The organism is Flavobacterium sp. ov086, from assembly GCF_900187965.1.
Lineage (GTDB): Bacteria > Bacteroidota > Bacteroidia > Flavobacteriales > Flavobacteriaceae > Flavobacterium.
The window spans coordinates 36,990-61,985 of record NZ_FZNL01000019.1 but is presented as its reverse complement, the minus strand read 5'-3'; the positions used below and the strand labels follow the sequence as shown (position 1 = coordinate 61,985).

Annotated in this window: 21 protein-coding genes; 13 read left to right on the top strand and 8 right to left on the bottom strand. The window is 33.7% G+C overall.

The genetic code is table 11. The features are described from left to right. Nucleotides 1-87 precede the first annotated feature (87 nt). The 4 genes from CHB81_RS19030 to miaB form a co-directional block, all read right to left on the bottom strand. Nucleotides 88-606, bottom strand: coding sequence for an LptE family protein (locus CHB81_RS19030; protein ID WP_089353427.1), 519 nt, complete (start codon nucleotides 604-606; stop codon nucleotides 88-90). Between the two features lie 66 nt (nucleotides 607-672). Further along, nucleotides 673-1,929 (bottom strand): sigma-54-dependent Fis family transcriptional regulator, encoded by a 1,257-nt coding sequence (locus CHB81_RS19025; protein WP_089353426.1) that lies wholly within the window; start codon nucleotides 1,927-1,929, stop codon nucleotides 673-675. A gap of 59 nt (nucleotides 1,930-1,988) precedes the next feature. Further along, nucleotides 1,989-2,360 carry a GxxExxY protein gene (locus tag CHB81_RS19020; RefSeq protein WP_089353425.1) on the bottom strand — a complete coding sequence of 124 codons (372 nt, stop codon included), beginning with the start codon at nucleotides 2,358-2,360 and terminating at the stop codon, nucleotides 1,989-1,991. Nucleotides 2,361-2,445: 85 nt separating this feature from the next. Beyond that, nucleotides 2,446-3,891, bottom strand: coding sequence for a tRNA (N6-isopentenyl adenosine(37)-C2)-methylthiotransferase MiaB (gene miaB / locus CHB81_RS19015; RefSeq protein WP_089353424.1), 1,446 nt, complete (start codon nucleotides 3,889-3,891; stop codon nucleotides 2,446-2,448). 570 nt (nucleotides 3,892-4,461) lie between these two features. Here miaB and topA point away from each other — a divergent pair. From topA to CHB81_RS18975, 8 genes are all read left to right on the top strand, one after another. Continuing rightward, nucleotides 4,462-6,978: a type I DNA topoisomerase gene (gene topA, locus CHB81_RS19010; protein ID WP_089353423.1), complete on the top strand. Its 2,517-nt coding sequence runs from the start codon at nucleotides 4,462-4,464 to the stop codon at nucleotides 6,976-6,978. A 3-nt stretch (nucleotides 6,979-6,981) separates the two neighbouring features. Next, complete coding sequence (locus CHB81_RS19005; RefSeq protein WP_089353422.1) at nucleotides 6,982-8,133, top strand: formimidoylglutamase; 1,152 nt, start codon at nucleotides 6,982-6,984, stop codon at nucleotides 8,131-8,133. A gap of 262 nt (nucleotides 8,134-8,395) precedes the next feature. Continuing rightward, nucleotides 8,396-9,805 (top strand): gliding motility lipoprotein GldK, encoded by a 1,410-nt coding sequence (gldK, locus tag CHB81_RS19000; RefSeq protein WP_089353421.1) that lies wholly within the window; start codon nucleotides 8,396-8,398, stop codon nucleotides 9,803-9,805. A 56-nt stretch (nucleotides 9,806-9,861) separates the two neighbouring features. After that, nucleotides 9,862-10,509: a gliding motility protein GldL gene (gene gldL, locus CHB81_RS18995; protein ID WP_089353420.1), complete on the top strand. Its 648-nt coding sequence runs from the start codon at nucleotides 9,862-9,864 to the stop codon at nucleotides 10,507-10,509. A 52-nt stretch (nucleotides 10,510-10,561) separates the two neighbouring features. Continuing rightward, nucleotides 10,562-12,106, top strand: coding sequence for a gliding motility protein GldM (gldM, locus tag CHB81_RS18990; protein ID WP_089353419.1), 1,545 nt, complete (start codon nucleotides 10,562-10,564; stop codon nucleotides 12,104-12,106). A 44-nt stretch (nucleotides 12,107-12,150) separates the two neighbouring features. Beyond that, complete coding sequence (gldN, locus tag CHB81_RS18985) at nucleotides 12,151-13,140, top strand: gliding motility protein GldN (protein ID WP_089353499.1); 990 nt, start codon at nucleotides 12,151-12,153, stop codon at nucleotides 13,138-13,140. A 233-nt stretch (nucleotides 13,141-13,373) separates the two neighbouring features. Continuing rightward, on the top strand, nucleotides 13,374-14,363 hold the full coding sequence (gene gldN / locus CHB81_RS18980) for a gliding motility protein GldN (RefSeq protein ID WP_089353418.1): 990 nt from the start codon (nucleotides 13,374-13,376) through the stop codon (nucleotides 14,361-14,363). A gap of 77 nt (nucleotides 14,364-14,440) precedes the next feature. Then, nucleotides 14,441-15,514 carry an FAD-binding oxidoreductase gene (locus CHB81_RS18975; RefSeq protein WP_089353417.1) on the top strand — a complete coding sequence of 358 codons (1,074 nt, stop codon included), beginning with the start codon at nucleotides 14,441-14,443 and terminating at the stop codon, nucleotides 15,512-15,514. On the opposite strand, the gene CHB81_RS18970 is transcribed toward CHB81_RS18975, so the two are convergent. Beyond that, nucleotides 15,495-15,878: a DUF983 domain-containing protein gene (locus CHB81_RS18970; RefSeq protein ID WP_089353416.1), complete on the bottom strand. Its 384-nt coding sequence runs from the start codon at nucleotides 15,876-15,878 to the stop codon at nucleotides 15,495-15,497. The two genes, CHB81_RS18975 and CHB81_RS18970, sit on opposite strands and share 20 nt — an antisense overlap. A gap of 74 nt (nucleotides 15,879-15,952) precedes the next feature. Here CHB81_RS18970 and CHB81_RS18965 point away from each other — a divergent pair, with 74 nt between their 5' ends. Then, nucleotides 15,953-17,866, top strand: a complete 1,914-nt coding sequence (locus CHB81_RS18965; RefSeq protein ID WP_089353415.1) for an ABC-F family ATP-binding cassette domain-containing protein — start codon at nucleotides 15,953-15,955, stop codon at nucleotides 17,864-17,866. Between the two features lie 377 nt (nucleotides 17,867-18,243). On the opposite strand, the gene CHB81_RS18960 is transcribed toward CHB81_RS18965, so the two are convergent. Continuing rightward, the gene (locus CHB81_RS18960; RefSeq protein ID WP_089353414.1) at nucleotides 18,244-19,203 is read right to left on the bottom strand and encodes an App1 family protein; all 960 of its coding nucleotides are present in this window, start codon (nucleotides 19,201-19,203) and stop codon (nucleotides 18,244-18,246) included. Nucleotides 19,204-19,265: 62 nt separating this feature from the next. Here CHB81_RS18960 and CHB81_RS18955 point away from each other — a divergent pair, with 62 nt between their 5' ends. After that, nucleotides 19,266-20,135 (top strand): diacylglycerol kinase family protein, encoded by an 870-nt coding sequence (locus tag CHB81_RS18955; protein ID WP_089353498.1) that lies wholly within the window; start codon nucleotides 19,266-19,268, stop codon nucleotides 20,133-20,135. 544 nt (nucleotides 20,136-20,679) lie between these two features. Here the strand turns inward: CHB81_RS18955 and CHB81_RS18950 are convergent. Both CHB81_RS18950 and CHB81_RS18945 read right to left on the bottom strand, forming a co-directional pair. Further along, nucleotides 20,680-21,825 (bottom strand): GNAT family N-acetyltransferase, encoded by a 1,146-nt coding sequence (locus CHB81_RS18950; protein WP_089353413.1) that lies wholly within the window; start codon nucleotides 21,823-21,825, stop codon nucleotides 20,680-20,682. Between the two features lie 117 nt (nucleotides 21,826-21,942). Further along, nucleotides 21,943-22,431: a DUF1761 domain-containing protein gene (locus CHB81_RS18945; protein WP_089353412.1), complete on the bottom strand. Its 489-nt coding sequence runs from the start codon at nucleotides 22,429-22,431 to the stop codon at nucleotides 21,943-21,945. A gap of 179 nt (nucleotides 22,432-22,610) precedes the next feature. Here CHB81_RS18945 and CHB81_RS18940 point away from each other — a divergent pair, with 179 nt between their 5' ends. From CHB81_RS18940 to CHB81_RS18930, 3 genes are all read left to right on the top strand, one after another. Continuing rightward, nucleotides 22,611-23,468 carry a Two component regulator three Y domain protein gene (locus tag CHB81_RS18940; protein WP_089353411.1) on the top strand — a complete coding sequence of 286 codons (858 nt, stop codon included), beginning with the start codon at nucleotides 22,611-22,613 and terminating at the stop codon, nucleotides 23,466-23,468. A gap of 240 nt (nucleotides 23,469-23,708) precedes the next feature. Further along, nucleotides 23,709-24,326: an isochorismatase family cysteine hydrolase gene (locus CHB81_RS18935; protein WP_089353410.1), complete on the top strand. Its 618-nt coding sequence runs from the start codon at nucleotides 23,709-23,711 to the stop codon at nucleotides 24,324-24,326. Nucleotides 24,327-24,328: 2 nt separating this feature from the next. Next, a complete protein-coding gene (locus tag CHB81_RS18930; RefSeq protein WP_089353409.1) occupies nucleotides 24,329-24,859 on the top strand; it encodes a hypothetical protein in 531 nt (176 codons plus the stop codon). The last annotated feature ends 137 nt before the right edge of the window (nucleotides 24,860-24,996 follow it).

Here is a 24,996-nt window from a genome sequence, read left to right as displayed (position 1 = left end):
TATTGTTGTTTAATTTTTTATCGGTTGATTTGTTAGATTGCTTGTGAAATCGATTTAACGATTAACCAATTTAACAAATCAACATTTTTACCACTTAGCAAGTGACTCATTAAAGATATCCTGAGTAATTCTCTCAAAAATTACTTTAAGAGCTTCATTCAAAATAGCTCCGGTTGGAAGACCTGATCCCGGAAAGTCATAGTAAAACTCAAATGACTTTTCAAAATCGTCAGTCTCTTTCTTTTTATTGGTAAATCTAACTTGTACACGAATTGTTAAACGGTTTTGTGCTGCCCCCACATCTCCACCTGATGTCACGGCAGTTGCTGTCATTGGCGTTGTTCTGTAATCGATAATTTCACCTTCATAAACTAAATCTCCACCATTGCTTACTAAGTTTAAATTGGTTTGACCCATAATTAAATCTTGTAGCGCGAGTGTAAATTGTCTGTCGATTCCCGGTTCAACTAAATCAGCATTATTCTGAAAGAAATTAACCTGAAAAGTTTTAGCGTCAATTTTTCCTGTTCCTGTAAAATTATAAACATTGCAACCGCTGAAAGTTGTTGCAATTAATAGAATTAAAAGATATTTTAAGTTTTTCATTTTTTATTTTAAGAGTTCAAAGATATTGATTTTCATCTAAAACTTTTTTGTGTCTTTGTGGCAAAACTACAAATCAAATTGTTTAATTTTTCTATATAAAGTTCGTTCAGAAATACCTAGCTCATCTGCAGCAGCTTTTCGTTTCCCTTTGTTTTTCTCTAATGATTTTTTGATCATTTCGATTTCTTTTTGCTCCAGACGTAAAATTTCTTCTTCCTCAATTGTTTCTGCAAACAAGTAATTATCGTCCTGCATCTGATAATTTTCCTCGCGGGTTGCAGGCGTCATGACAGCAGTTCTTGGCTCTTCTTCAAAATCAATTTCGCTTTCATTTTCTTGAGAGCCATATATTTTCTGAATCAGATTAGGATTGATGTCTTGTACTTTTGTACCATTTTTCATCAACTCTAAAGTGAGTTTCTTCAAGTCATTCAAATCACTTTTCATATCAAAAAGGACTTTGTATAAGATGTCTCTTTCGGTACTAAAATCACTTTCTTTTTTCTTATCACTAATTACAGAAGGCAAATTACTCCCTTCATTAGTAGGAAGATAAGATTGTAAAGTGGCTAATGTAATATCACGATTAGTTTCTAAAACCGAAATTTGTTCCGCTACATTTCGCAACTGACGTATGTTACCATTCCATCTGAATTTTTGTAAAAGCTGAACTGCATCATCGTCTAACTTTAACGGAGGCATTTTGTATTTATGTGCAAAATCGGCAACAAATTTTCTAAATAACAAATGTATGTCTTCGTTTCTTTCGCGTAAAGGCGGTAAAGTAATTTCGACAGTTGTCAAACGATAATACAAATCCTCACGGAATTTTCCTTTTTCAATTGCATTGAATAAGTTCACGTTTGTAGCCGCTACGATTCGAACATTTGTTTTCTGAACCTGAGATGAACCTACTTTTATAAACTCACCATTTTCAAGTACACGAAGTAAACGAACCTGAGTTGTTAAAGGTAATTCACCAACTTCATCGAGGAAAATAGTTCCGCCGTCAGCTACTTCAAAATAACCTTCACGCGTACTTGTTGCGCCTGTAAAAGCACCTTTTTCGTGACCAAAAAGTTCACTGTCAATAGTTCCTTCCGGAATTGCTCCACAGTTTACCGCAATATATTTACCATGCTTTCTGTGCGAAAGCGAATGGATTATTCTTGGAATATTTTCTTTACCAACACCACTTTCCCCAGTTACCATTACCGAAATATCAGTAGGAGCAACCTGAATGGCTTTTTCAATGGCGCGATTTAATTTCGGATCGTTTCCAATAATCTCAAATCGCTGTTTTATTGCTTGAACTGTTTCCATTTATGTTTTTATCTTTTGCCACGAATTTCACTAATTTTCACAAATTCTTTGAAATCGGGTTAATGAATAACTCTTTTATGTTGTAATGACTTTTTATTAAAGTTAACAATAATTCCTAAATCACTATCAGCCAGTTTTAAATAATTTATTGTTTGAGCAGTATGTTCATCAATTATTTCCTTTGATGCTTTTACTTCTAAAATAATTTCGTCATAAACGACAAAATCAGCATAGAATTTATGTGCTAAAACAATGTCTTTGTATTTAATGTCATATTTCTTTTCGCGTTCAAACGGAATATTATGTTTTTTAAATTCATATTCCAATGCATCTTTGTAAATAATTTCAAGAAGTCCACCGCCTAGTATTTTATGAACTTCCATACAAATGCCAATAACTTTATAGTATTCCTCTTTTCTATATAATTCCATATTTCGTTTTTATACAAACATATTGAATAATAAATAAAAGAAAGAAAATTCGTGCAAATTAGTGAAATTCGTGGCAAAAAAAATATTAATTCATGCTACTCAACCCAACTGCTTCACCTTTTAAAGTTCCGCTGGTGCAACTTGTGATTTTTACATTTACGAAATCTCCAATCTTATAGTTCTCTTTAGGGAAAACCACTGTAATACTTTGAGAGTTTCTTCCGGAGAATTCTTCGGTTGATTTTTTAGAAACTTTTTCTACCAAAACTTCAACGATTTGTCCAACGAATTCCTCGCTTCTAAACCAAGCATGTTTTTGTTGTAAATCGACAATTTCCTGCAATCTTCTGGCTTTAGTTTCTTCCGGAACATCATCGTCCATTTTTCTTCCTGCCAAAGTTCCCGGGCGTTCAGAATACGAATACATATAACCAAAATTATATTTTACATATTCCATTAAACTCATTGTATCCTGATGATCTTCTTCTGTTTCTGTTGGGAAACCGGCAATCATATCTTGCGAAATCGAAGCATTTGGAATAATCGCCTTGATTTTATCAATCAAAGCCATATATTCTTCACGAGTATGCAAACGATTCATTTCTTTTAGAATTCGGTTACTTCCAGACTGAACCGGTAAGTGAATGTGTTTACAAATATTTGGATATTTCGCAATTACGTGCAAAATACTTTCGTGCATATCCTGCGGATTAGAAGTCGAAAATCTAATACGCATTTTAGGAAAACCAACGGCAACCATTTCAAGCAATTGATCAAAATCAACCGCAGTTGCTTTTTGCATTTCAGAAGCGTTTACAAAGTCTTTTTTCAAACCGCCGCCGTACCAAAGGTAACTGTCAACGTTTTGACCCAAAAGAGTAATTTCCTTAAAGCCTTTATCCCATAAATCCTGAATTTCTTTCATAATGCTCTGAGGTTCACGACTACGCTCGCGTCCACGTGTAAAAGGTACAACGCAAAACGTACACATATTATCGCAGCCACGAGTGATCGAAACTAAAGCTGTAATTCCGTTACTCATCAAACGAACCGGCGAAATATCTCCGTACGTTTCTTCTTTCGATAAAATTACATTGATAGCGTCGCGGCCTTCCTCAACTTCCGCCAATAAATTCGGCAAATCCTTATAAGCATCAGGACCAACAACAAGATCGACTATTTTTTCTTCCTCTAGAAATTGACTTTTCAAACGCTCAGCCATACAGCCCAAAACGCCAACTTTCATTTTTGGGTTAATACGTTTCACTGCATTATATTTCTCCAGACGTTTACGGATAGTTTGCTCCGCCTTATCTCGAATCGAGCAGGTATTTACAAGAACCAAGTCGGCATCTTCAAGAGTTTGTGTAGTGTTATATCCGTTTATTGATAAGATAGAAGCTACGACTTCACTGTCCGAAAAATTCATCGCACAACCGTAACTTTCTATAAAAAGTTTCTTAGTATTCTCAGGTTTATTCTCCAAAACAAGACTTTCGCCCTGTTTGCTTTCCTCAATAATCTTTTCCATTGTATAATTTCAAAGTGCAAAGATAACGTAAATGCGGTCAATGTGACAAGATGGCAGAAAAGAAATTTTAGATTTTAGAGTTAAGATTTTAGATCGGTGATTAACGATTGCTGGTTTTAGATTTTAATAATAACTACGCAAATAATGATCAAGTAAAAAAAATCTGTAGATAAAGAGGATTAATCTAAAATCTAAAATCAACAATCTAAGATAGATGAAACTATTTCCAGCTTTCCGTTTCATCCAGATAGCTATCGGGATATAAAAAACACAAATTTTCTGATGTTTTAAAAAGAGCTTTTCCTGAAGTTTCGGGAGTCGTTTTTTTAAAACAAGAAACTTTTGCATTTTTTTACTCCAGGCTTTATACTATAATCTGAGCTATGGCTTTAAGAAAAAAAGAACATTTCTCGCCCATAAACCGCTAAAAGTTATACCTATATATATAATAGGTAGGAATACAGATAAATCTGCAATTTTAAGAAAGATAATATTAAAATAACTCAAAAATGCATTAGCAAGGCTGATATTTAAAAAAAATAGATACTTTTGTTGCAGAAAAATAGAGCAATGGCAAAGAATTTAGTAATAGTGGAGTCACCTGCAAAGGCGAAAACGATAGAGAAATTTCTGGGAAGTGATTTTCAAGTAGAATCAAGTTACGGACATATCGCAGACTTACCATCAAAGGAAATAGGTGTAGATGTTGAGAATGGTTTTAAACCTAAGTACGAAGTTTCTCCAGATAAAAAAGCTTTAGTAAGTAAACTGAAAACACTATCTAAGAATGCCGAAATGGTTTGGTTAGCAAGTGATGAGGACCGCGAGGGAGAAGCTATTTCATGGCACTTGGCGGAAGAATTAAAACTAGATGTTAAAAAAACCAAGCGAATTGTTTTTCACGAAATTACAAAATCAGCGATTCTTAAAGCAATCGAGAATCCAAGAGAAATTGATTATAACTTAGTAAATGCACAACAAGCACGACGTGTTTTAGACCGTTTAGTAGGGTACGAATTATCTCCGGTTTTATGGAGAAAAATCAAAGGCGGACTTTCTGCCGGACGTGTACAATCAGTTTCTGTTCGTTTGATTGTTGAGAGAGAACGCGAAATTCAAAACTTTAATGCAGTTGCAAGTTATTCTATCGTAGCAGAATTTGTGAATGAGGCAGGAAAAACTTTCAAAGCCAAATTACCAAAGAACTTCAATACTAAAAAAGAAGCCGAAGATTTTTTAAATAAAAATATCGGATCACAATATAAGGTAGCAGATTTAGAAACTAAACCTACCAAAAAATCTCCAACAGCACCTTTTACAACTTCTACCTTGCAACAAGAAGCAGCGAGAAAATTGTATTTGCCAGTTGGAATCACAATGCAGCTTGCACAGCGTTTGTATGAAGCCGGACTTATTACTTATATGAGAACGGATAGTGTGAATCTTTCCGCTGAAGCAATGAGTGCTGCAGAAGCTGAAATCATAAAATCATACGGAAAAGAATTTTCTAAGCCTCGAACTTTTGCAAACAAAAGTAAAGGAGCACAAGAAGCGCACGAAGCAATTCGTCCGACAGATATGTCGCGTCATACCGTAAATATCGATCGTGATCAGGCTCGTTTATATGATTTGATCTGGAAAAGAACATTGGCATCTCAAATGAGCGATGCGCAATTAGAAAGAACAAACGTAAAAATTGAAGCGAATAATCACAGTGAGATTTTTACAGCTTCTGGAGAAGTTTTACTTTTTGAAGGATTCCTGAAAGTGTACTTAGAAGGTCATGATGACGATGAAGAAGAACAAGAAGGAATGTTGCCTGCGTTAAAAGTAAACGAAAAGCTGGTTAATAACTATATTACAGCTACAGAACGATATTCAAGACCTCCGGCTCGTTATACAGAAGCTTCATTGGTGAAAAAATTAGAAGAATTAGGAATTGGTCGTCCGTCTACATACGCACCAACTATTTCGACTATCATCAACAGAAATTATGTTGAGAAAGGAACTCTTGAAGGTCAGGAACGTAATTATACACAACTTACTTTGCAAGCCAATAAAGTAGGAGAGAAGTTACTTAAAGAAAATACAGGTTCTGATAAAGGAAAATTGGTTCCTACAGATATCGGGACAATTGTTACAGATTTCTTAGTGAAGAATTTCGGAAATATTCTGGACTATAATTTTACTGCAAAAGTAGAGCAGGATTTTGATGAGATTGCCGAAGGAAATATTGACTGGGCAATTATGATGCAGGAATTCTATAATAAGTTTCACCCGAATGTAAAAGAGGTTGAAGCAAATGCAGAACGCGAAAGCGGAGAAAGAATTTTAGGAAAAGATGCTGACGGAAGACAAGTTTCTGTTCGTTTAGGAAAATTTGGACCAATGGCTCAAATTGGAGAAGCGGATGATGAAGATAAAAAATTCGCAAGTTTAATGTCTGATCAAAATATTGGAAACATTACCCTGGAAGAAGCTTTGAATTTATTTTTATTGCCTAAAAACTTAGGGGAATATAAAGGAGAAGAAGTAGAAGTTAGCAATGGTCGTTACGGTCCTTATGTACGTCACGGAAGTGTATTTATTTCTTTGCCAAAAGGAGAAGATCCATTAAGTCTTTCAAAAGAAAGAGCACAAGAGCTAATTGACGAAAAAGCAATTGCCGATGCGCCAATCGCGGTTTATAAAGGAGAAGGAGTTCAGAAAGGTGTGGGGCGTTTTGGTCCGTTCATCAAATGGAATGGTCTTTTTGTAAATGTCAGCAAAAAATACAATTTCGATAATTTATCGCAACAAGATGTTGAAGAACTGATCGAAGATAAATTACAAAAAAACATAGACAAAGTACTTCACAATTGGGAAGACGAAGGGATTTTGGTTGAGAAAGCGCGTTGGGGACGCTCGGTTATTACAAAAGGTAAAATCAAAATTGAATTAAGTAAAGATGTTGATGCGACAAAATTGACATTGGCAGAAGTTCAGGAAATGATTGCTAAAAAAACACCGGCAAAGAAAACTCCAGCAAAAAAAGCGACAACAACTAAGAAAGCTCCAGCTAAAAAAACAGCTGCTAAAAAGAAATAATAAATGGAATTTGATTTTCTAGAACCAGTTAACGACGGAATTTTAAAATTCATTAGTTCGTTGTCTTCACAAGAATTGGGCAGTAAAATAGTTTTGCATACTCAAGATCAGTTTCCGGATATTAGCAAAATAAATATTGCTATAGTTGGTGTTTTAGAAGACCGCCGTAGCAGTGATATGATTAATGAGGTTAGTCTTACGGCAGTTCGTAAAAAGATTTATAGTATGTTTCCGGGAAATTGGGATGCTTCAATTGCAGATTTAGGAGATATACTTGCTGGAGACTCTGTAGAAGATACTTATTTTGCACTTAAAAAAGTAACTTCCACATTAATTAAGAATAAAGTGATTCCGATAGTCCTGGGAGGTTCTCAAGATTTGACCTATGCTTTGTATCGCGCTTACGATGATTTGGAGCAGATGGTAAACATGGTTTCGGTAGATAATAAATTTGATTTTGGTAAAGAAAACGAAACGGTTTCGGCTAATTCTTTTTTAACTAAAATCATAATAGATGAGCCTAATAACCTCTTCAATTATTGTAATATAGGATATCAGACTTATTACAATTCGCAGGAAGAAATTGATTTGATCGAAAAACTATTCTTTGATGCCTATCGTTTGGGCGAAATATCAAATAATATAGCACTGGCAGAACCTGTTTTTAGAGATGCTGATTTGGTAAGTATTGATTTGAACTCGGTAAAGTCTTCGGCTTCAGGGAATATGAAATCTTTTGAGCCAAATGGTTTTAACGGAAAAGAGATTTGTTCTTTGGCGCGATATGCTGGAATTAGTGATAAAGTTTCCTCTTTTGGAGTTTTTAATCACAATAGTACAGTACAGGAATCAGGTATTATTGCTCAAATCGTTTGGTATTTTATAGAAGGGTATCATTATCGATCTAAAGAATATCCGTTTGGAAGCAGAACAAATTATTTAAAATATATTGTTCCGCTCGAAGAAGAAGAATTGATTTTTTATAAAAGTGATAAAACGGAACGTTGGTGGATAGAAATTCCTTACGAATCGAACGGTCACAATAAATTAAAAAGAAATACGTTATTACCGTGTTCCTACGACGAATACCTCTCCGCTTGCAACCAAGAATTGCCGGAAAGATGGTGGAAAGCACAAAGAAAAAATGCTTTATGAAGTAAAGCTTTACAATAAATTTTACGGTTTTTATGTTATAGAAAAATCATTAAGAATTATTAGTAGGGCAATGTTTACAAAATATAAAATTTAACGTTTTACGTCGATTTTTTGAATCAGTTTATCGATGAAATATTTTTTTTTTATTTTATTTAACATTATTTTTGAACGGTAAAATAAATTTCGCAACTAGTATTGTTTTTTAGATAAATAATAAATACGTTTACGAACTTATAATAATGAATAGATAATCCAAATTTATATGAAGAAGTTTATTGCATTTGCAGCAATGTTAACACTGGTAATTGGCTGTGGTAAGTCAGGAGACAAAGGTGAATTGGTTGGTGTTACAGGAGGGAAATGGCATCCTGAAAAACCTTATGGAATGACCTTGGTTCCAGGTGGATCTTTTATAATGGGTAAGGCTGATGCTGATTTAGCTAACGTGGAGGATGCTCCGACTAAAACAGTAACTGTTCGTTCGTTTTATATGGATGAAACCGAAATCACAAATAGCGAATATCGCCAGTTTGTAGAGTGGGTAAAAGACTCTACAATGAGAGTTCGTCTTGCTATTTTGGCTGATGAAACCGGGCAAAAAGCTACAGGTGATTCTAAAGGTAAAAAAGGCGGTAGTATCGCTGATTATGCATTTAATGATTCTGAGCCGGACAAAATGACGGCTTATGATAAATATATGTATGATAACTACTATAGTGTAGGGACAAAAGATGATCCTTATGCTGGAAGAAAATTAAACAAAAAAGTTAAGTTGATTAAAGATACTAAAGCTTACCCAGATGAGTATTATACTGAGGTAATGGATTCTATGTATTTGCCAATTGAAGAATCATATAATGGTTTAAGAACAATTGATGTAAATAAATTGAAATTCCGTTATTCTTGGATGGATATTCAGGCTGCTGCAAAAGCCAAAGTAGGAAAAAGAAAAGACTTCGTTAAAACGGAACAAGTTAGTGTTTATCCAGATACAACAGTTTGGATTAAAGATTTTGCTTATTCATATAATGAGCCAATGCACAATGATTATTTCTGGCACAAAGCTTATGGGGATTATCCTGTAGTTGGTGTGACTTGGAAACAAGCTAAAGCATTTTGTGCTTGGAGAACTTTAAATAAAAACAGCTATATCAAATCTAAGAAAAAAGGACGTGATTTAGTTAATGCTTTCAGATTGCCAACAGAGGCAGAATGGGAGTATGCTGCAAGAGGTGGACTTGAGTCTGCTACTTATCCTTGGGGAGGTCCTTATACTAAAAGTGACAGAGGTTGTTTCTTAGCAAACTTTAAACCTAATAGAGGAGATTATGCTGCTGATGAAGCTTTATACACTGTTGAAGCTAAATCTTATGAGCCAAATGGATATGGATTGTATAACATGGCAGGAAACGTTTCAGAATGGACGGATTCAGCTTACAACCCAAATGCATACGAATACGTTTCTACAATGAACCCTAACGTAATTGATGGAAATAATCAAAGAAAAGTTGTTCGTGGAGGATCTTGGAAAGATGTTGCTTACTTCCTACAAGTAAGTACTCGTGATCACGAATATGCGGATTCTGCAAGAAGTTATATTGGTTTCAGAACTGTACAAGATTACATGGGAACTCAAACAACCGGAAGCGGAAAAAAGAAAAGTAAATTATAATTAATATCAATAACCAAATCGAATCTATTTAAAATTAAAACCTAAAAAAAAGTATTATGGCATTATTAAGTAAAAAAGCAATGAATTTCGCTTATGGTATGGGAGCGGCAGTAGTAATTATTGGAGCATTATTCAAAATTACTCACTTTGAAATTGGACCATTAACAGGTACATTGATGCTTTCAATCGGATTAGTAACTGAGGCGTTAATCTTTGCACTTTCTGCTTTTGAACCAGTAGATGATGAGTTAGATTGGACTCTTGTTTACCCTGAATTGGCTAACGGTCAAGCTAGAAAAAAAGCGGATAAAGTTGAAACTCCATCTGATGCCCAAGGTTTATTGTCTCAAAAATTAGACACTATGTTGAAAGAAGCTAAAATTGACGGAGAATTAATGTCAAGTTTAGGAAACTCTATCAAAAATTTCGAAGGTGCTGCAAAAGCAATTTCTCCAACAGTAGATTCTATTGCAGGACAAAAGAAATATGCTGAAGAAATGTCTATGGCTGCTGCACAAATGGAATCATTAAACAGCTTATACAAAGTACAATTAGAGAGTGCTTCAAGAAATGCACAAGCAAACAGCGAAATTGCTGAAAATGCTTCTAAATTAAAAGAACAAATGCAATCAATGACTGCAAACATTGCTTCTTTGAACAGTGTTTACGGTGGTATGCTTTCTGCAATGAGTAACAAAGGATAATTAGTTTTTAACTATTGTATTAAATTTATTAATAAGAACTAATTAGAAAAAAATGGCAGGAGGAAAATTAACCCCTAGACAGAAGATGATTAACCTGATGTATCTGGTTTTCATCGCAATGTTAGCAATGAATATGTCAAAAGAAGTTTTATCAGCTTTTGGCTTAATGAATGAAAAATTTGAAAGCGCTAATACCTCTTCAGAGCAGACAAATGCAGGTTTATTGACATCTTTAGATCAAAAAGCTGCTGAAGCAAAAGGAGAATTCGCAACTGCTGCAGTTACAGCTCACAAAGTTGAAACAATTTCAAAAGAATTTTATGCATACATCGGATCTTTGAAAGGTGATGTTTTAAAAGGATTTGAAACTGATAAAGAAACTGGCAAATTACCTTATGAGTCTATGGACAAAGGTGATAATATCGACAACTGGTTTACTGGTGAAGGATATACTGCAAAAGGAAATGATGTCATTTCTCATATTGAGAAATATAAAGCAGATATGAAGGCTGCTTTGACAGATTCGAAGAATAAATATGGTACTATTATAGCTGAAATTGAAAAGAAATTTGACGTTTCAGACGTAAAAAACAAAGAAGGTTTAAAAGATAAATATTTAGCTTACCACTTTAAAGGTTTCCCGGCTGTTGCTTCATTAGCTAAACTTTCAGCTTGGCAAAATGACGTTCAAAAAGCGGAATCTGATGTTTACAGTGCTGCTTTAGGAAAAGCTGCAGTTGCTGCTGCTTCTTATAGCAATTACCAGGCAATTGTTGTTTTGGATAAAAATGCTTACTTCCAAGGAGAGAAAGTTACAGGTAAGGTAGTTTTAGGTCGTTATGACGAAAACACAAAACCAACTTCATTCCAAGGTCCTGGACAAATTGTTAACGGACAAGCTGTTATCTCATTAACTGCTGGAGCTGTTGGAGAGCAAAACATTAATGGACAATTTACTTTCTTAGAAGATGGTAAAAACATTCCACTTAAATTTGCTGGAAAATATATTGTAGTACCAAGACCAAATTCAGCTACAATTTCTGCAGATAAAATGAATGTTGTTTATAGAGGTGTTGTTAACCCAATCTCTGTATCATTCGCTGGTGTTGCTGATAACAAAGTTGTTGCTAGTGCTCCGGGATTATCTTCGGCTGGAAAAGCAGGAAAATATAACATGAACCCAGGTTCAGGTACTGAAGCTACTATTTCTGTAACTGGTACATTGCCAAACGGTGATAAAGTAACAGATAAGAAAACATTTAGAATTAAAGGTATTCCTGGGCCAACAGGAACAATTAGAGGTGAAATGGGTGTTGTTACAGGACCTAGATCTAACTTAGAGATTGCTACTATTGGTGCTAAATTACTTGATTTTGATTTTGAAGTTGGTTTAGATGTTGTTGGATTTAACTTGAAAATTGCTGGACAACCTACAGTTGTTGTTAACGGTAACAAATTAAATGCACAATGTAAACAAGTTCTTTCAAGAGCAGGTAAAGGAGATCAGGTTACTATTTCTGAAATTAAAACTAAACTTGTTGGAGCTGGTAGTTATTTATTACCAAGGACTGCACCGGTAATTTACGAAATAAAATAATATAGTAGGTAAAACTACGCTCAATATCTCATAATGATATCATGATGAAAGTAAGAAATTTTTTAATAGCTATTGTTTCTATCGCTGGAAGCTTTGCTTCTAATGCGCAATCTAATTTGCTTAATGCGAAAACACCTGCTCAGATAGGACTTAAGACTCCTGCGCAACTTATCTCAGACAATGATAAGCCATTGGCTTATGGTTATGTAGACGATAGAGATGTCTTGATGGGAAAAACTACTTGGGAAATCATTGATTTGAATGAAAAAATCAACTTCCCATTATACTTCCCAATAGATACAGCTAATATTGGTTCAGATAGACGTCCATTATATGACGTTTTGACGAAAGCTGTTAAAAACGGTAAAATAACTGAAGTTTATAGCGACAGTTATTTCAATACTAAAAAATCTATGAAAGACATCGAAGGTGCATTATCACGTATTGATACAACAGATGCTGGTAGAGAATTGATCAATCAATACCCGGATGACTACAAAACTCACGTTGTGAAGAAAAAAGTAGTTACAGGTACTGGAAAAAAGAAAGTTGTTACTTATGTTGATGAAACAGTTGGTGCAACAAGAACAGTTCCGTCTGAGTATATCTTGAAACAAGACCTTACTGCTGCAGATGTTACACAATATAAAATTAAAGGATACTGGTATTTTGACAAACGTCAAAGTGAATTGAAATATCGTTTACTTGGAATTTGTCCGGTAACTCCAGATGTATACACAATGAATAGTGACGAAAAGGACTATATTGAATTATTCTGGGTTTTCTTCCCTAATTCGAGAGAAGTGTTGCATGAAGCAAAAGCTTTTAACGATAATAATTCAGCACTTCCAATTTCATTTGATCAAATATTAAACTCTAGACGTTTTAATGCAGTAGTTTACAAAGAAGAAAACTTGTATGGAGACAGAGCAATTAGTGATTATATGAAAGATAACGCTCAAAATCAGCTGTTAGAATCTGAAAGAGTAAAAGAGAAGATTCGTAACTTCGAACAAGATATGTGGAATTATTAAGTATCTTATTACATTATACCAAAAACTCTTACTACATTTGTAGTAAGAGTTTTTTTTTGCCCCCCAAAAATTTCTACTATCTAATAAAAACTATTTTTTGATTCTGGATTAACCGGAATTTCTTTTGTAACCTGCTTTGGTAATTTATATAATCTATTATGTTTTTTTAATTATTGTAAGAAAATTACAATAAATGATATGAGTTTACGTTTAATAGTTTTAATAATATCATTATGAAAGGAATAAGTTTTTTAATCGCTATTGTTTGGGGTATAGGAAGTTTAAGTGCTAATGCGCAATCGAATTTACTTAATGCAAAAACTGCGGATCAAATTGGACAAAAGAATGCTGCTCAGCTTATTGCAGACAATGATAAGCCATTGGCTTATGGTTATATTGATGACAGAGATGTTTTAATGGGAAAGACGGTTTGGGAAATCATTGATTTAAATGAAAAAATCAACTTTCCGTATTATTTTCCGGTTGATACAGCTAATATTGGTGCTGATAGGCGTTCACTTTATGATGTTTTAACCAAAGCTATGAGAAATGGCAGGATTACGGAAGTATATTCTGATAGTTATTTTAACACGAAAAAAACATTGAAGGATATTCAGGGATCTTTATCGCGCATTGATACAACAGATGCTGGTAGGGAATTAATCAATCAGTATCCGGATGACTATAAAACTCATGTTGTCAAGAAAAAAGTAGTTACCGGGACAGGAAAGAAGAAGGTTGTTACTTATGTTGATCAAATAGTTGGGGCAACAAGAACAGTTCCTGCGGAATATATCCTGAAGCAAGATTTAACAGCAGCCGATGTTACACAATATAAAATAAAAGGTTATTGGTATTTTGATAAACGTCAAGGCGATCTAAAATATCGTTTGTTAGGGATTTGTCCTGTGACTCCGGATGTTTACACAATGAATAGTGATGAAAAGGATTATATTGAGTTGTTTTGGGTTTTCTTTCCGAATGCCCGAGAAGTACTAAACGAAGCAACAGCATTTAATGAGAGTAATTCGGCACGACCAATTTCATTTGATCAGATTTTAAACTCGAGACGCTTTAATTCTATTATTTATAAAGAAGAAAACATGTATGGAGATCGTGAGATTAAAGATTACATGAAAGATAATGCACAAAATCAGTTGTTAGAATCTGAAAGAGTAAAAGAGAAGATTCGTAACTTCGAAGAGGATATGTGGAACTACTAATTATTCAAATTACATTATAACAAAAACTCTTAGTACCTTTGTGTGCTAGGAGTTTTTTTATACTTTACCCTTTATACATGTTAGATTATTTAATTGTCGGATCTGGATTGGCTGGAATTTCATTTGCTGAAATTGCCCTTAAAAATAATAAATCTATTTTAGTAGTAGATAATATGTCCCAAGTATCCTCGAGAGTGGCTGGTGGATTTTATAATCCGGTTATTTTAAAAAGATTTAGCGAGGTGTGGAATGCACAGGAACAGTTAATTTTAATGGATGAGTTCTACGATCGTATTGAAGAAAAATTGCATAGAAAATTTAATTACAAGCTTCCAATACTAAGGAAGTTTTTCTCAATAGAAGAACAAAACAATTGGTTTGCAGCTTCGGATAAAATAAATCTTGCGCCTTTTTTATCGACTAAATTAATTTCTAAGAAATATAGCGGTATCGACTCTCCATATGATTATGGCGAAGTCCTGCATACTGGTTATGTTGATACAATGTTGTTACTAGATACCTATAGAGATTATTTGAAAAAGAATAATCTGATTTTAGAACAGTCATTTGACTGGGCTTATATTGAATTTTTGGATTTTGGAATTCAATATAAAAATATTCAGGCGCGTAATATTATTTTCGCAGAAGGTTTTGGATTGCATAAGAATCCTTTTTTTAATTATTTACCTTTAGATGGTACCAAAGGGGAAATGTTCATAATAAAAGCTCCTGATCTGGACTTAGATGTTATTATAAATACAAGCGTTTTTATATTACCATTGGGAAATGATTTGTTTAAAGTTGGTGCTACATATAACTGGCAAGATAAAACCGATTTACCTACCGAAGAAGGAAAGCAAGAACTAATAGACCGAATTAAAGAAATTGTAGCCTGCGATTTTGAGATTGTAGAGCATTATGGCGGAGTCCGTCCTACGGTAAAAGACAGAAGACCTTTGATAGGAACTCACGAAGAGTTCAAATCGCTTCATATTCTTAACGGATTAGGAACCAGAGGTGTAATGCTTGGGCCTGCAATGGCAAAAGCCTTATATGATTATATCGAAGATGAAATCCCTTTAACTCGTGAAATTGATATTAAAAGATTCCATAAAAAATACTTGAAGAGTCTTACTTCTGACCGGCCTTAGGATCGTAAGAAACAAACATGTTAATGTATAAGTTTCTCGAAAGTCTCAGAACAAACGGAAACAATACAATTAAAGCAATCACGATTGCTATAAATGATTCTTCGATAGTAGTTTTAAAAAAGACAAATGAAACAATAAATGCAGCAATTCCTACGGCAACATTTAATCCGTAACTTACATACATTGCACCGTAAAAGAATGAAGGTTCAATTTGATATTTTAATCCACAATGGCTGCAATTTTCGTTCATTTTTAGAACTTTAGACAAATGAAGTGGGTTTTTGTCCAAATACATGCTTTCATTTTGACATTTTGGACAACTTCCTGTTAAAATACTATTTAGTTTCGATCCTTTTTTTAACATTTGCAAAAAATTAAATTACCCATTGATTTGGGAGTGTAAATTTACACAATCAATTAGTTATAAAATAACATTACATGCTTAATATACACAATTTATCGGTTTCTTTTGGTGGTACTTATTTATTCGAAGAAGTAACTTTTCGTTTAGGTGCCGGAGATCGTGTTGGACTTGTCGGGAAAAATGGTGCTGGAAAATCAACTATGCTTAAAATGCTGGCAAGAGATTTTGCTCCTGATTCCGGAGTTATTTCTCAGGAGAAAGATATCCGAATGGGTTTTTTACGTCAGGATATTGATTTTGAACGTGGAAGAACTGTATTAGAAGAAGCTTATGAAGCCTTCACCGAAATAAAAATTGTAGAAAAAAAACTAGAAGAAATCAATCATCAATTGGTTACCAGAACCGATTATGAAAGTGAAGAATACGGACAAATCATCGAAGATTTATCTGATTATACACATCGTTTTGATCTTCTTGGAGGTTACAATTATGTGGGAGATACAGAGAAAATTCTTTTAGGATTAGGTTTCAAAAGAGAAGTTTTTAACAACCAAACCGAAACATTTTCAGGAGGTTGGAGAATGCGTATCGAGTTGGCAAAACTATTATTACAATCAAATGATGTGTTGCTTCTGGATGAGCCAACGAATCACTTAGATATCGAAAGTATTATTTGGTTAGAAAGTTTCCTTCGTAATTATCCGGGAGTTGTGGTGATTGTATCGCACGATAAAATGTTTTTGGATAATGTAACAAATCGTACCATAGAAATCTCTTTAGGGAAAGCATATGATTTCAATAAACCCTATTCTCAATATTTAGAATTGCGTCATGAAATTCGTGAAAAGCAATTAGCAACTCAAAAGAATCAGGCGAAAAAAATTGAAGAAACAGAAAAATTAATCGAGAAATTCCGTGCAAAAGCTTCAAAAGCTTCAATGGCGCAATCCTTAATTAAAAAATTAGATAAAGTAGAACGAATTGAAGTTGATGAAGACGACAATTCAGTAATGAATATCTCTTTTCCGGTTTCAAAAGAACCTGGAAGAGTAGTAGTTGAAGCCGAAAATGTTACTAAGGCTTATGGAGATAAAGTTATTTTAAAAGATATTGACTTGTTAGTAGAACGCGGAAGCAAAATTGCTTTTGTGGGTCAAAACGGACAGGGGAAATCGACTTTCATTAAAGCAATTGTAAACGAATTCGAATATCAGGGAAATATCAAATTGGGACACAATGTTCAATTAGGATATTTTGCTCAAAATCAAGCAGAATATTTAGATGGAGAAATCACCTTGCTTCAAACTATGGAAGATGCTGCAATGGATACGAATCGTTCAAAAGTTCGTGACATGTTAGGATCATTTTTATTCCGTGGAGACGATGTTGAGAAAAAAGTAAAAGTACTTTCAGGAGGTGAACGTAACCGTTTGGCACTTTGTAAGTTGTTGTTGCAGCCTATCAACGTTTTGCTAATGGATGAGCCTACGAACCACTTGGATATTAAATCTAAAAACGTTTTAAAAGCTGCGCTTCAAAAATTTGGAGGAACTCTATTATTAGTTTCTCACGATAGAGATTTCTTGCAGGGAATGTCGAATATTGTTTACGAATTCAAAGATCAAAAGATCAAAGAATATCTAGGAGATATCAATTATTTCTTAGAGCAGCGCAATCTTGAAAACATGCGTGAAGTCGAGAAAAAAGATGTTGCAAAAGCTGCTGCTCCAAAAGAAAGTAATAAAACATCCTACGAAGATCAGAAAAAAGGAAAAGCACTTCAAAACCGTTTAAGTAAAGTTGAAAGTCAGATCAAACAATTAGAAAAAGACATTCAGCACGACGATAAATTGCTGGCTTCCAGTTATGACAAACATATCGAAGATGCTTCATTTTTTACCGCTTACAAGAAAAAGAAAAAAGATTTAGATCAATTACTTCTGGACTGGGAAATCGTTCAGGAAGAGATTGATAATTTTAATGCTTAATATAATTTTCGGGAGCTAATCCAGCTTTCCGTTACATCCCGATAGCTATCGGGACACAAAAAAAATGCATTTCTAATGTTGCAAAAAGAGCTTCTTTCAGTCGCTTTTTTTCAGCAAGAAATGCATTTTTTTTTGCTCCGGGCTTTCCTCTGCAATCTGGGCTAAAAAAAGGTTTCAGGTTTTTTTGTTTCAGCTTTCAAGTTTTCGTAAAGTTTGTCATCTCGACCGAAGGGAGAGATCACACTAGAAATGCCGCATAGAAAATCGCCAATCTTTGTTGAGTTTCATGTGTGATCTCTCCCTTCGGTCGAGATGACAAAAATGCGGTAATTTACTAAGTCAGTTTACTTCTCACATTTTACAAATCACAAAAACTACTAAATAATTCCAATAGATTTAGAGTGCATAATAGCTTCGCTGCTGTCTCTATAATAGCAAACAGAAACTTCTAAATTCTCTAAGTTTTTCAAAATAGTTTTGGTTGCTTCTTTTTGATTTTTACCAGTTTGTCGGATATAAACAGCTTTTACAGTAACCGGAAAAATTTTGCAGATACGTTCGTATAAAATTGGATCATGTTGCGAATCATCTCCCAATAAAACATATTTAAGATTGGGGTAAAACTCTAAAACGTGTTTAATTTTGTCAAATTTATGATCGTGGTTTCCATGTCCGCTCATGAAGAAATCGGTGATGCCTCTTTTAATATCTTTCAATAAAATTACGGCTCTGGGTAAATGATGTATTTTGGTGAATTTTACGATAAAGCGATATAAATTCCATTCACTGCTCGAAATATAAAAAAAAGCATTTTCCTCTTCTTTATTATGCCGTCCTGCCGAACTCAAAGCCTGATAGTGTGGAACAACATCTTTAAAAACCTTACGGTCATTTACATTTTTAAACAATAGAATGTATATTTTTCTAAAGAAGTTCTGAGTATGTGAAATCAAAAAAGTATCATCAATATCAGATATAATTCCGAGTTTTCCTTTGTGAGGCCTTATATAACTGCCTTTTTCGGTTATGATTTCCCCTTCAAGTTTAATGCTAACCTCATATTCGATCCACCCAAAATGAGTTTCCTTTTCTAGCGGTATACAAAATTTAAAATATCCGTCGTCCAGTGTTTTAGTATGGATCTCCTGATTGTCACATTTTAGATAAACATCAAAATTTTTAAGCGTTTTTATCCTAAATTGATTAATGATCGAAGTGGCGTTTTTGAAGTTTTTCTTCTGAAAATCATAATCATACGTTCTTCTAAAAACATGCCCCATCACAATTAGTTCCTCCTCGTTGGCATAACCTCGATATAATTGTAAGATTGGTTTCATTAATTACGTATATTTATGAATGCTGTAAATTAATTATTTTAATTGATTTTAAAAATAAAAATTTGAAAAAGAATATCCTATTTGTTGTAAACCCTATTTCAGGAGATCTGGATAAATCAGATTTGATTGAGGCTGTGGAAGAGTTTGCGACTACAAATCATTTTGACCTGGAAGTTTATGAAACTACGGGCAAACAAGATCAAAAAAGAATACAAGCACTTTATAATCAGTATTTACCGGAACGTATTGTAGTGGCCGGCGGCGATGGAACTATAAAAATGGTTGCCGAAGCTATGGAGCAATACGATGTAATTATAGGTATTTTGCCTGCAGGTTCAGCAAATGGATTGTCTGTCGATTTGAATTTACCGCCAACAATTGAGGAGAACCTAAAAATCGCCTTTTTGCACCATTATATCGAAATGGATATGATTTGTATCAACGGCAAAAAAAGCATTCATTTAAGCGATATCGGAGTCAATGCAAACCTGGTTAAGAATTACGAAGAAAGCAATTTGCGTGGTTTTTGGGGTTATGCTCTGCAAGCCTATTCGGCCTTAAAAGAATCCGAAGAACCTTTTGTAGCAACAATCTCGGCTAATAATGAAATTGTCGAGCATACCGCACGAATGATTGTAATTGCTAATTCTCAAAAATATGGAACAGGCGTTATCATCAACCCAAATGGTGCGATGAACGACGGGAAGTTTGAATTGGTTATCCTAAAGAGCCTTGATTTATTATTAATTGGAAAAATTATTACCGGAAATATGCCAATTGATTCTGATGATATTGTGATTATTTCAACAGACAAAGCCACAATAAAAACAGATTATCCTGTGAACTTTCAAATAGATGGTGAATACTGCGGAGCACAAACGGATCTGGAAATTCATATTCTGCATAAGCAAATGAAAATTGCGATTCCTTAGAGTTTGGAATCAAAAATCTGGAAAGCTTTACGAAGATTTGCCCATAAGATAATTATGCTTGTTTTGTCATCCCTATTTTTATGATAAAAACTATTTTTTTATTCGTTTTTTCAACAGATTAATCCCCAAGTCTCGGGACGTCGCTACAATATCAATCATTCCTCTGGAATTTTTTCGAGCAGTTCCGTAGGAACAAAATATATTGTAGGGATGGATTTTAATCCATCCATTCGCAATCGAAACGCAATCTTATCATTCCTCGTTCCTAGAGATAACAATGATTATGGTAACTTTAGGTTGAGCATTTTTTAAATGTCCATCGAAATAACAAGTTAAACGAAAAAGTTCTTATGAAAAAGATTGCCTAGCCTCAATAGAAGTGGAAATCCTTTTGTGTTCGCCGCGGCGGACATAAAAGATTGAAACGGATTGCTTCTCCAGTTCGTACTTTCAGGCTCGGGTGTGGGATTAGCTCCAAAAAATATTTAATTTTATTGTAGAAAGAAGCGTAATTACCTTATCAATGAGCTTTTTTCAAATGATTTTATTTAAAAGGATTTCGTTCCTGCCAATCGGTTTTAGGTTCAAGATAATTGAATAGTTTGGCAATGTTATGATTGATTAAAGTATTGCTGTGCGTAATTAATCCGTACATTTTTACTGGTTTTGCTCCAACAGAACTTTTAATTTCAAGTGCAGTTCTGGCAAAAACAATTTCTCTAAAACCTTGATTGATCGAGTAAGCAATCATGTCGTATAACATATTTAAATACAGCATTTTTTCGCGCTGAATCGTTTCGTCGTAGCCTAAAAAATAAGTATCCATTGTATTTCCGTTTTTAATCAATGTATTGAAACCTATTAGTTTATCTTCTATGAAATAGCCGTAAAATAAGAAATTATCTTTCATGATTTCTTTAAAAAAGCTGAAATGATTTCGGGCTAAGAAAAAGGTATTGAAAGGGGCATTTTTTGCCACATGAAAATATAAATCATAAATAATATCTTCATATTTTTTAATGTCAGCCAGAGACATTTTTTGTTTCACGATTCCGTCTGCCTTTTTTCGTGCACGTTTGTATTGATCCCTGTATTTTTTTGATAAAGCATCAATATAATCTTGTTCAGACTTCCAGTTTTTATTGATTTCGAAAACCATATTTGGTTGAGTCGAAAACGTATAGTTATTTTTAAATTCGGCTTGTAGCGGTTCGATTTCTGTCGCAGTAAAATCTTTTATACTGGTAATATGAACTTTCTTTCCGTTTGCTTTTAAGTCCTTCTTAAGCTGATTAATTGCTTTATGAAGTGTTTTTATTACTTTGGATTGAATGGCTTCTTTATTAAACGCAAATGCATTTTGTCCAGTAAGCATGTTGTTGCCAACAAATAAGACATGAGAGGCAAAATTTTTAAAAGCAAAATTACGCACAGAAGTTTTTAAACATTGATCACGTTCTCCAAAAGATTCCAATTTTTCTGCAAATAGAAATTGTGTTAAGGCGATTCCTTCCAGTTTATTGTCGTTAAAAATTCCAATAAAATGGCAAATCATATTTACAGGACAAGAGTTTTCCAGTACTTCGAGATATTCTCTGGTCAAAAAAATATTATTTACAGCCAACGAATTCCATTCTAAAGGCAGTAAGGGGGTGCTGTTGTAAATTTGGAAAGTATAAGTTGTAGTCAAAAGTGTGAGCTAATTTCTTCAAAATTAGATAATATTTATAATAACTCACTTTCTTTAAGTTATTATTAAGAAAAACCCGTTTAAGTTTAGAGCTCAAACGGGTTTTGTTTTTATGATTTAAGCAAATCCGCAAATAATTCCTCCCATTAAAGTAAGAGAAACAATCCAGAATCCGGCATGAATAAAGATGTATTTCCATGATTTTCTCTCAAACAAACCATTGATTCCAATTACAGGAAAAGCAAAGAATAAACCCGACATGAATCCATGAAGTGCCCCATGTTTAAAAGTACGATAAGCAGTTCCGTAATCTGCCATAAAAGCTGCAAATGATGGTTGTGCCTTGTCTAATAATGGAGGTCCGCCTACCATTCCTATGGCACCAGTTTGATGAATAGTTAATGCCATCAGGATTACAGTGATCATTAAAGAAAAAACATAAGTCAAACCGAAGATTTTAAGCATATTTCCTGTTCGAAGTTCTTCCTGAGTGAGATTATTTTCTCTCATCCAGATTGTTCCGAACACTTTTGGGTTATACCAAATAAAACCAACAACAAGTGTTACAACAGCTGCCAAAAGCAATGCAATAGGGTTAATTTCCATAATATGAGGTTTTTAGGATTAGTTGTTCAAATGTAGAAAAAAAAATGAAAATAGTTGATTTTTATACTAAGTAAAACAATTCGTGTTAAAAAATTACTTATTAACACTTTATCGACATTATACGCTTTATAGCTATGAAATGCATAATTTTATCGAAGATAACAAAACCCCAATCTGTTATGAAATGCCTAACAACTCTTTTGCTGGTATTCATTTTTTCGATGAATATTTTTGCAGATACTGTATCCGATAAAGAAAAAGAAGCCCTGATAAAATTATACCACGCAACAAACGGATTGCAATGGAAAATTAAATGGGATTTATCATTGTCAGTGTCGACGTGGTACGGAGTTAAGGTTGAAAATGGCAGAGTAGTTGCGCTTAATTTAGCCGACAACAATTTGCAAGGAGAATTGCCTGCTGAGTTTTTTGATTTAGTGAATTTGACTAATGTTGATTTGCACAAAAATAAGCTGCAAGGTGAGTTGCCCAAAGCAATTAATAATTTTAAAGAGCTTGAAGTTTTAGATGTTTCAATGAATGAAATTTCAGGAGCGATACCTGAAACGATTTGTGAGTTACAAAAGCTAAAAGATCTGGAACTTTTTAAAAATAAAATTTCAGGAGAATTACCTTTAGAAATTGGAAAATTAAATCAGTTAGAAGTTCTTGCGTTATTTGATAATGAGATTGAAGGTCAATTGCCACATTCAATTTATAATATTCCTACATTAAAAGTTTTACTTTTAAATAGTAATAAATTATCAGGGAATTTAAGCTCAGAAATAGTGAATTTTAATGCTTTGCAAAATCTTAGTTTATTTAATAATGATTTTGAAGGTGAGATTCCGAAGGAACTTGAAAAGCTGCACAATTTGTCTGAGATGAATCTCTCGTACAATAAATTTGTAGGAGAGGTTTCAAAAAATCTGGCACTATTAGATAGTTTAAATATGACGATGTTCGATCAAAATGGAAACTTGATTTTGTTAGAACTAAATGCTGAAAAAGATATTACAGTAATTACCGAAAATTAATCGTGTTTATGAATGAATTTTTATAATCGTTGAAAAAAGTTGATTAAATATATTTAGTTAATTGTCAAAAACCGTAATTCGTTACGGTTTTTTTATGTCTTGATATTTCGATGAAAATCAGTTTATTAGTGTTATATCAAGAGTTGTTTTTGTTTAATGTGTTGATAGTCAGTAGTTTGTTTTTAGGTTTGGATTTTGAAATGAAAAATCAATGTATTTTAACCATTAAAAATTGAAACTATGAGTACTTATCAAAATAACAGAACCGCACTAATACTGATTGATCCGTTTAATGATTTTCTTTCGGATAACGGAAAACTTTGGCCCTTTGTAAAAGAAACGGTCGAAAGTGGAAATGTCGTTCAGAACATGAAAAAAGTTTTGGCAGCAGCCAGAAAAAACAATATTAAAGTTATTTACGCACCGCACAGGCACACTCAAAAAGGAGATTATTTGAATTGGAAATTTTTTTCGCCTTCGCATAACGGAAGTAAAAATTTGACTCTTTTTGAAAAAGGAAGCTGGGGTGCAGAGTTTCATCAGGAGCTTTTGCCTATAGAAGGAGATCTGATTGCTCAGAACCACTGGACAGCAAGTAGTTTTGCCAATACTGATTTGGATTTTCTGCTTAAAATGCACGATGTAGATCATATTATTATTGCCGGAATGCGTGCCAATACTTGTGTCGATTCGACAGCGAGATATGGTGTAGAACTAGGTTACCATGTAACATTAATCAAAGATGGAATTGGCGCTTTTAATCAGGAAGAAATTAGAGCCACTGTAGAAACCAATTTTCCTAATTATGGGCATTCACTTTTGTCTGCCGAAGAATTTGTAAAAACTCTAGAGTCTTAAAAATGGAAGTTCTTGCTGAATGCACCGCAAAAGCAATGATTCATTGCGCGGCAAAAAAAATAGATATCACAGATTGGCTTTTTACATTAAAAGATCAGGAATATCAATCGTGCTCGGTTGGTCATATAGCGGGTGGAATCTCGACATCAATAGAAGGAAAAAAGATGTCTATAAATGTTGAAAAAGTAGCCGATAATCTGTTAGTTCAACATTATATTGAGGAAATTGGAAATAAAGCGCATTGCAGAGTAAACTCAGTTTCAGACTCTTTTTCTGGTTTGGGAAGCACTAAATTAGGAATTATTTGGGAGCTTAAAATCAATGTTTTAACAGCCGATACTTGTGAGTTAGAAAATAGGGTAGTAATCTCTTCAACTGATGAATTTTTAGCTTTATTAAAATCGATGAATATTACAGATTTGACTCTCGTAAAAAGTCAGATGCTTAAAAATGTAGAAGAACATAATGCCGAAGAAACGCCTTTGTTTGCGGCAGATATTTACAATAAAGTTTTGGTTGGAAGATGGGATTAAATTTGATTTTGAAAAAGAAAAAAGAAGCTTTGAAAGAAGAATTTGTTCTAACTTTGTATCGAATTAATAATTTAAGGTAAGTTTTTATAAGGACTTACTTTTTTTTCATAACTTTAATATTGAATTCAATTTATAAA

Excerpts from the sequence above, each read along its gene's own strand:
- CHB81_RS18945 (WP_089353412.1), bottom strand. The coding sequence starts at position 22,431 with ATGGAAATTAACCCTATTGCATTGCTTTTGGCAGCTGTTGTAACACTT.
- CHB81_RS18940 (WP_089353411.1), top strand. The coding sequence starts at position 22,611 with ATGAAATGCCTAACAACTCTTTTGCTGGTATTCATTTTTTCGATGAAT.
- CHB81_RS19025 (WP_089353426.1), bottom strand. The coding sequence starts at position 1,929 with ATGGAAACAGTTCAAGCAATAAAACAGCGATTTGAGATTATTGGAAAC.
- CHB81_RS18935 (WP_089353410.1), top strand. The coding sequence starts at position 23,709 with ATGAGTACTTATCAAAATAACAGAACCGCACTAATACTGATTGATCCG.
- CHB81_RS19020 (WP_089353425.1), bottom strand. The coding sequence starts at position 2,360 with ATGGAATTATATAGAAAAGAGGAATACTATAAAGTTATTGGCATTTGT.
- gldM (WP_089353419.1), top strand. The coding sequence starts at position 10,562 with ATGGCAGGAGGAAAATTAACCCCTAGACAGAAGATGATTAACCTGATG.
- CHB81_RS18930 (WP_089353409.1), top strand. The coding sequence starts at position 24,329 with ATGGAAGTTCTTGCTGAATGCACCGCAAAAGCAATGATTCATTGCGCG.
- CHB81_RS18975 (WP_089353417.1), top strand. The coding sequence starts at position 14,441 with ATGTTAGATTATTTAATTGTCGGATCTGGATTGGCTGGAATTTCATTT.
- CHB81_RS18965 (WP_089353415.1), top strand. The coding sequence starts at position 15,953 with ATGCTTAATATACACAATTTATCGGTTTCTTTTGGTGGTACTTATTTA.
- CHB81_RS18960 (WP_089353414.1), bottom strand. The coding sequence starts at position 19,203 with ATGAAACCAATCTTACAATTATATCGAGGTTATGCCAACGAGGAGGAA.
- gldN (WP_089353499.1), top strand. The coding sequence starts at position 12,151 with ATGAAAGTAAGAAATTTTTTAATAGCTATTGTTTCTATCGCTGGAAGC.
- CHB81_RS18970 (WP_089353416.1), bottom strand. The coding sequence starts at position 15,878 with ATGTTAAAAAAAGGATCGAAACTAAATAGTATTTTAACAGGAAGTTGT.
- miaB (WP_089353424.1), bottom strand. The coding sequence starts at position 3,891 with ATGGAAAAGATTATTGAGGAAAGCAAACAGGGCGAAAGTCTTGTTTTG.
- CHB81_RS19030 (WP_089353427.1), bottom strand. The coding sequence starts at position 606 with ATGAAAAACTTAAAATATCTTTTAATTCTATTAATTGCAACAACTTTC.
- gldL (WP_089353420.1), top strand. The coding sequence starts at position 9,862 with ATGGCATTATTAAGTAAAAAAGCAATGAATTTCGCTTATGGTATGGGA.
- gldN (WP_089353418.1), top strand. The coding sequence starts at position 13,374 with ATGAAAGGAATAAGTTTTTTAATCGCTATTGTTTGGGGTATAGGAAGT.
- gldK (WP_089353421.1), top strand. The coding sequence starts at position 8,396 with ATGAAGAAGTTTATTGCATTTGCAGCAATGTTAACACTGGTAATTGGC.
- topA (WP_089353423.1), top strand. The coding sequence starts at position 4,462 with ATGGCAAAGAATTTAGTAATAGTGGAGTCACCTGCAAAGGCGAAAACG.
- CHB81_RS19005 (WP_089353422.1), top strand. The coding sequence starts at position 6,982 with ATGGAATTTGATTTTCTAGAACCAGTTAACGACGGAATTTTAAAATTC.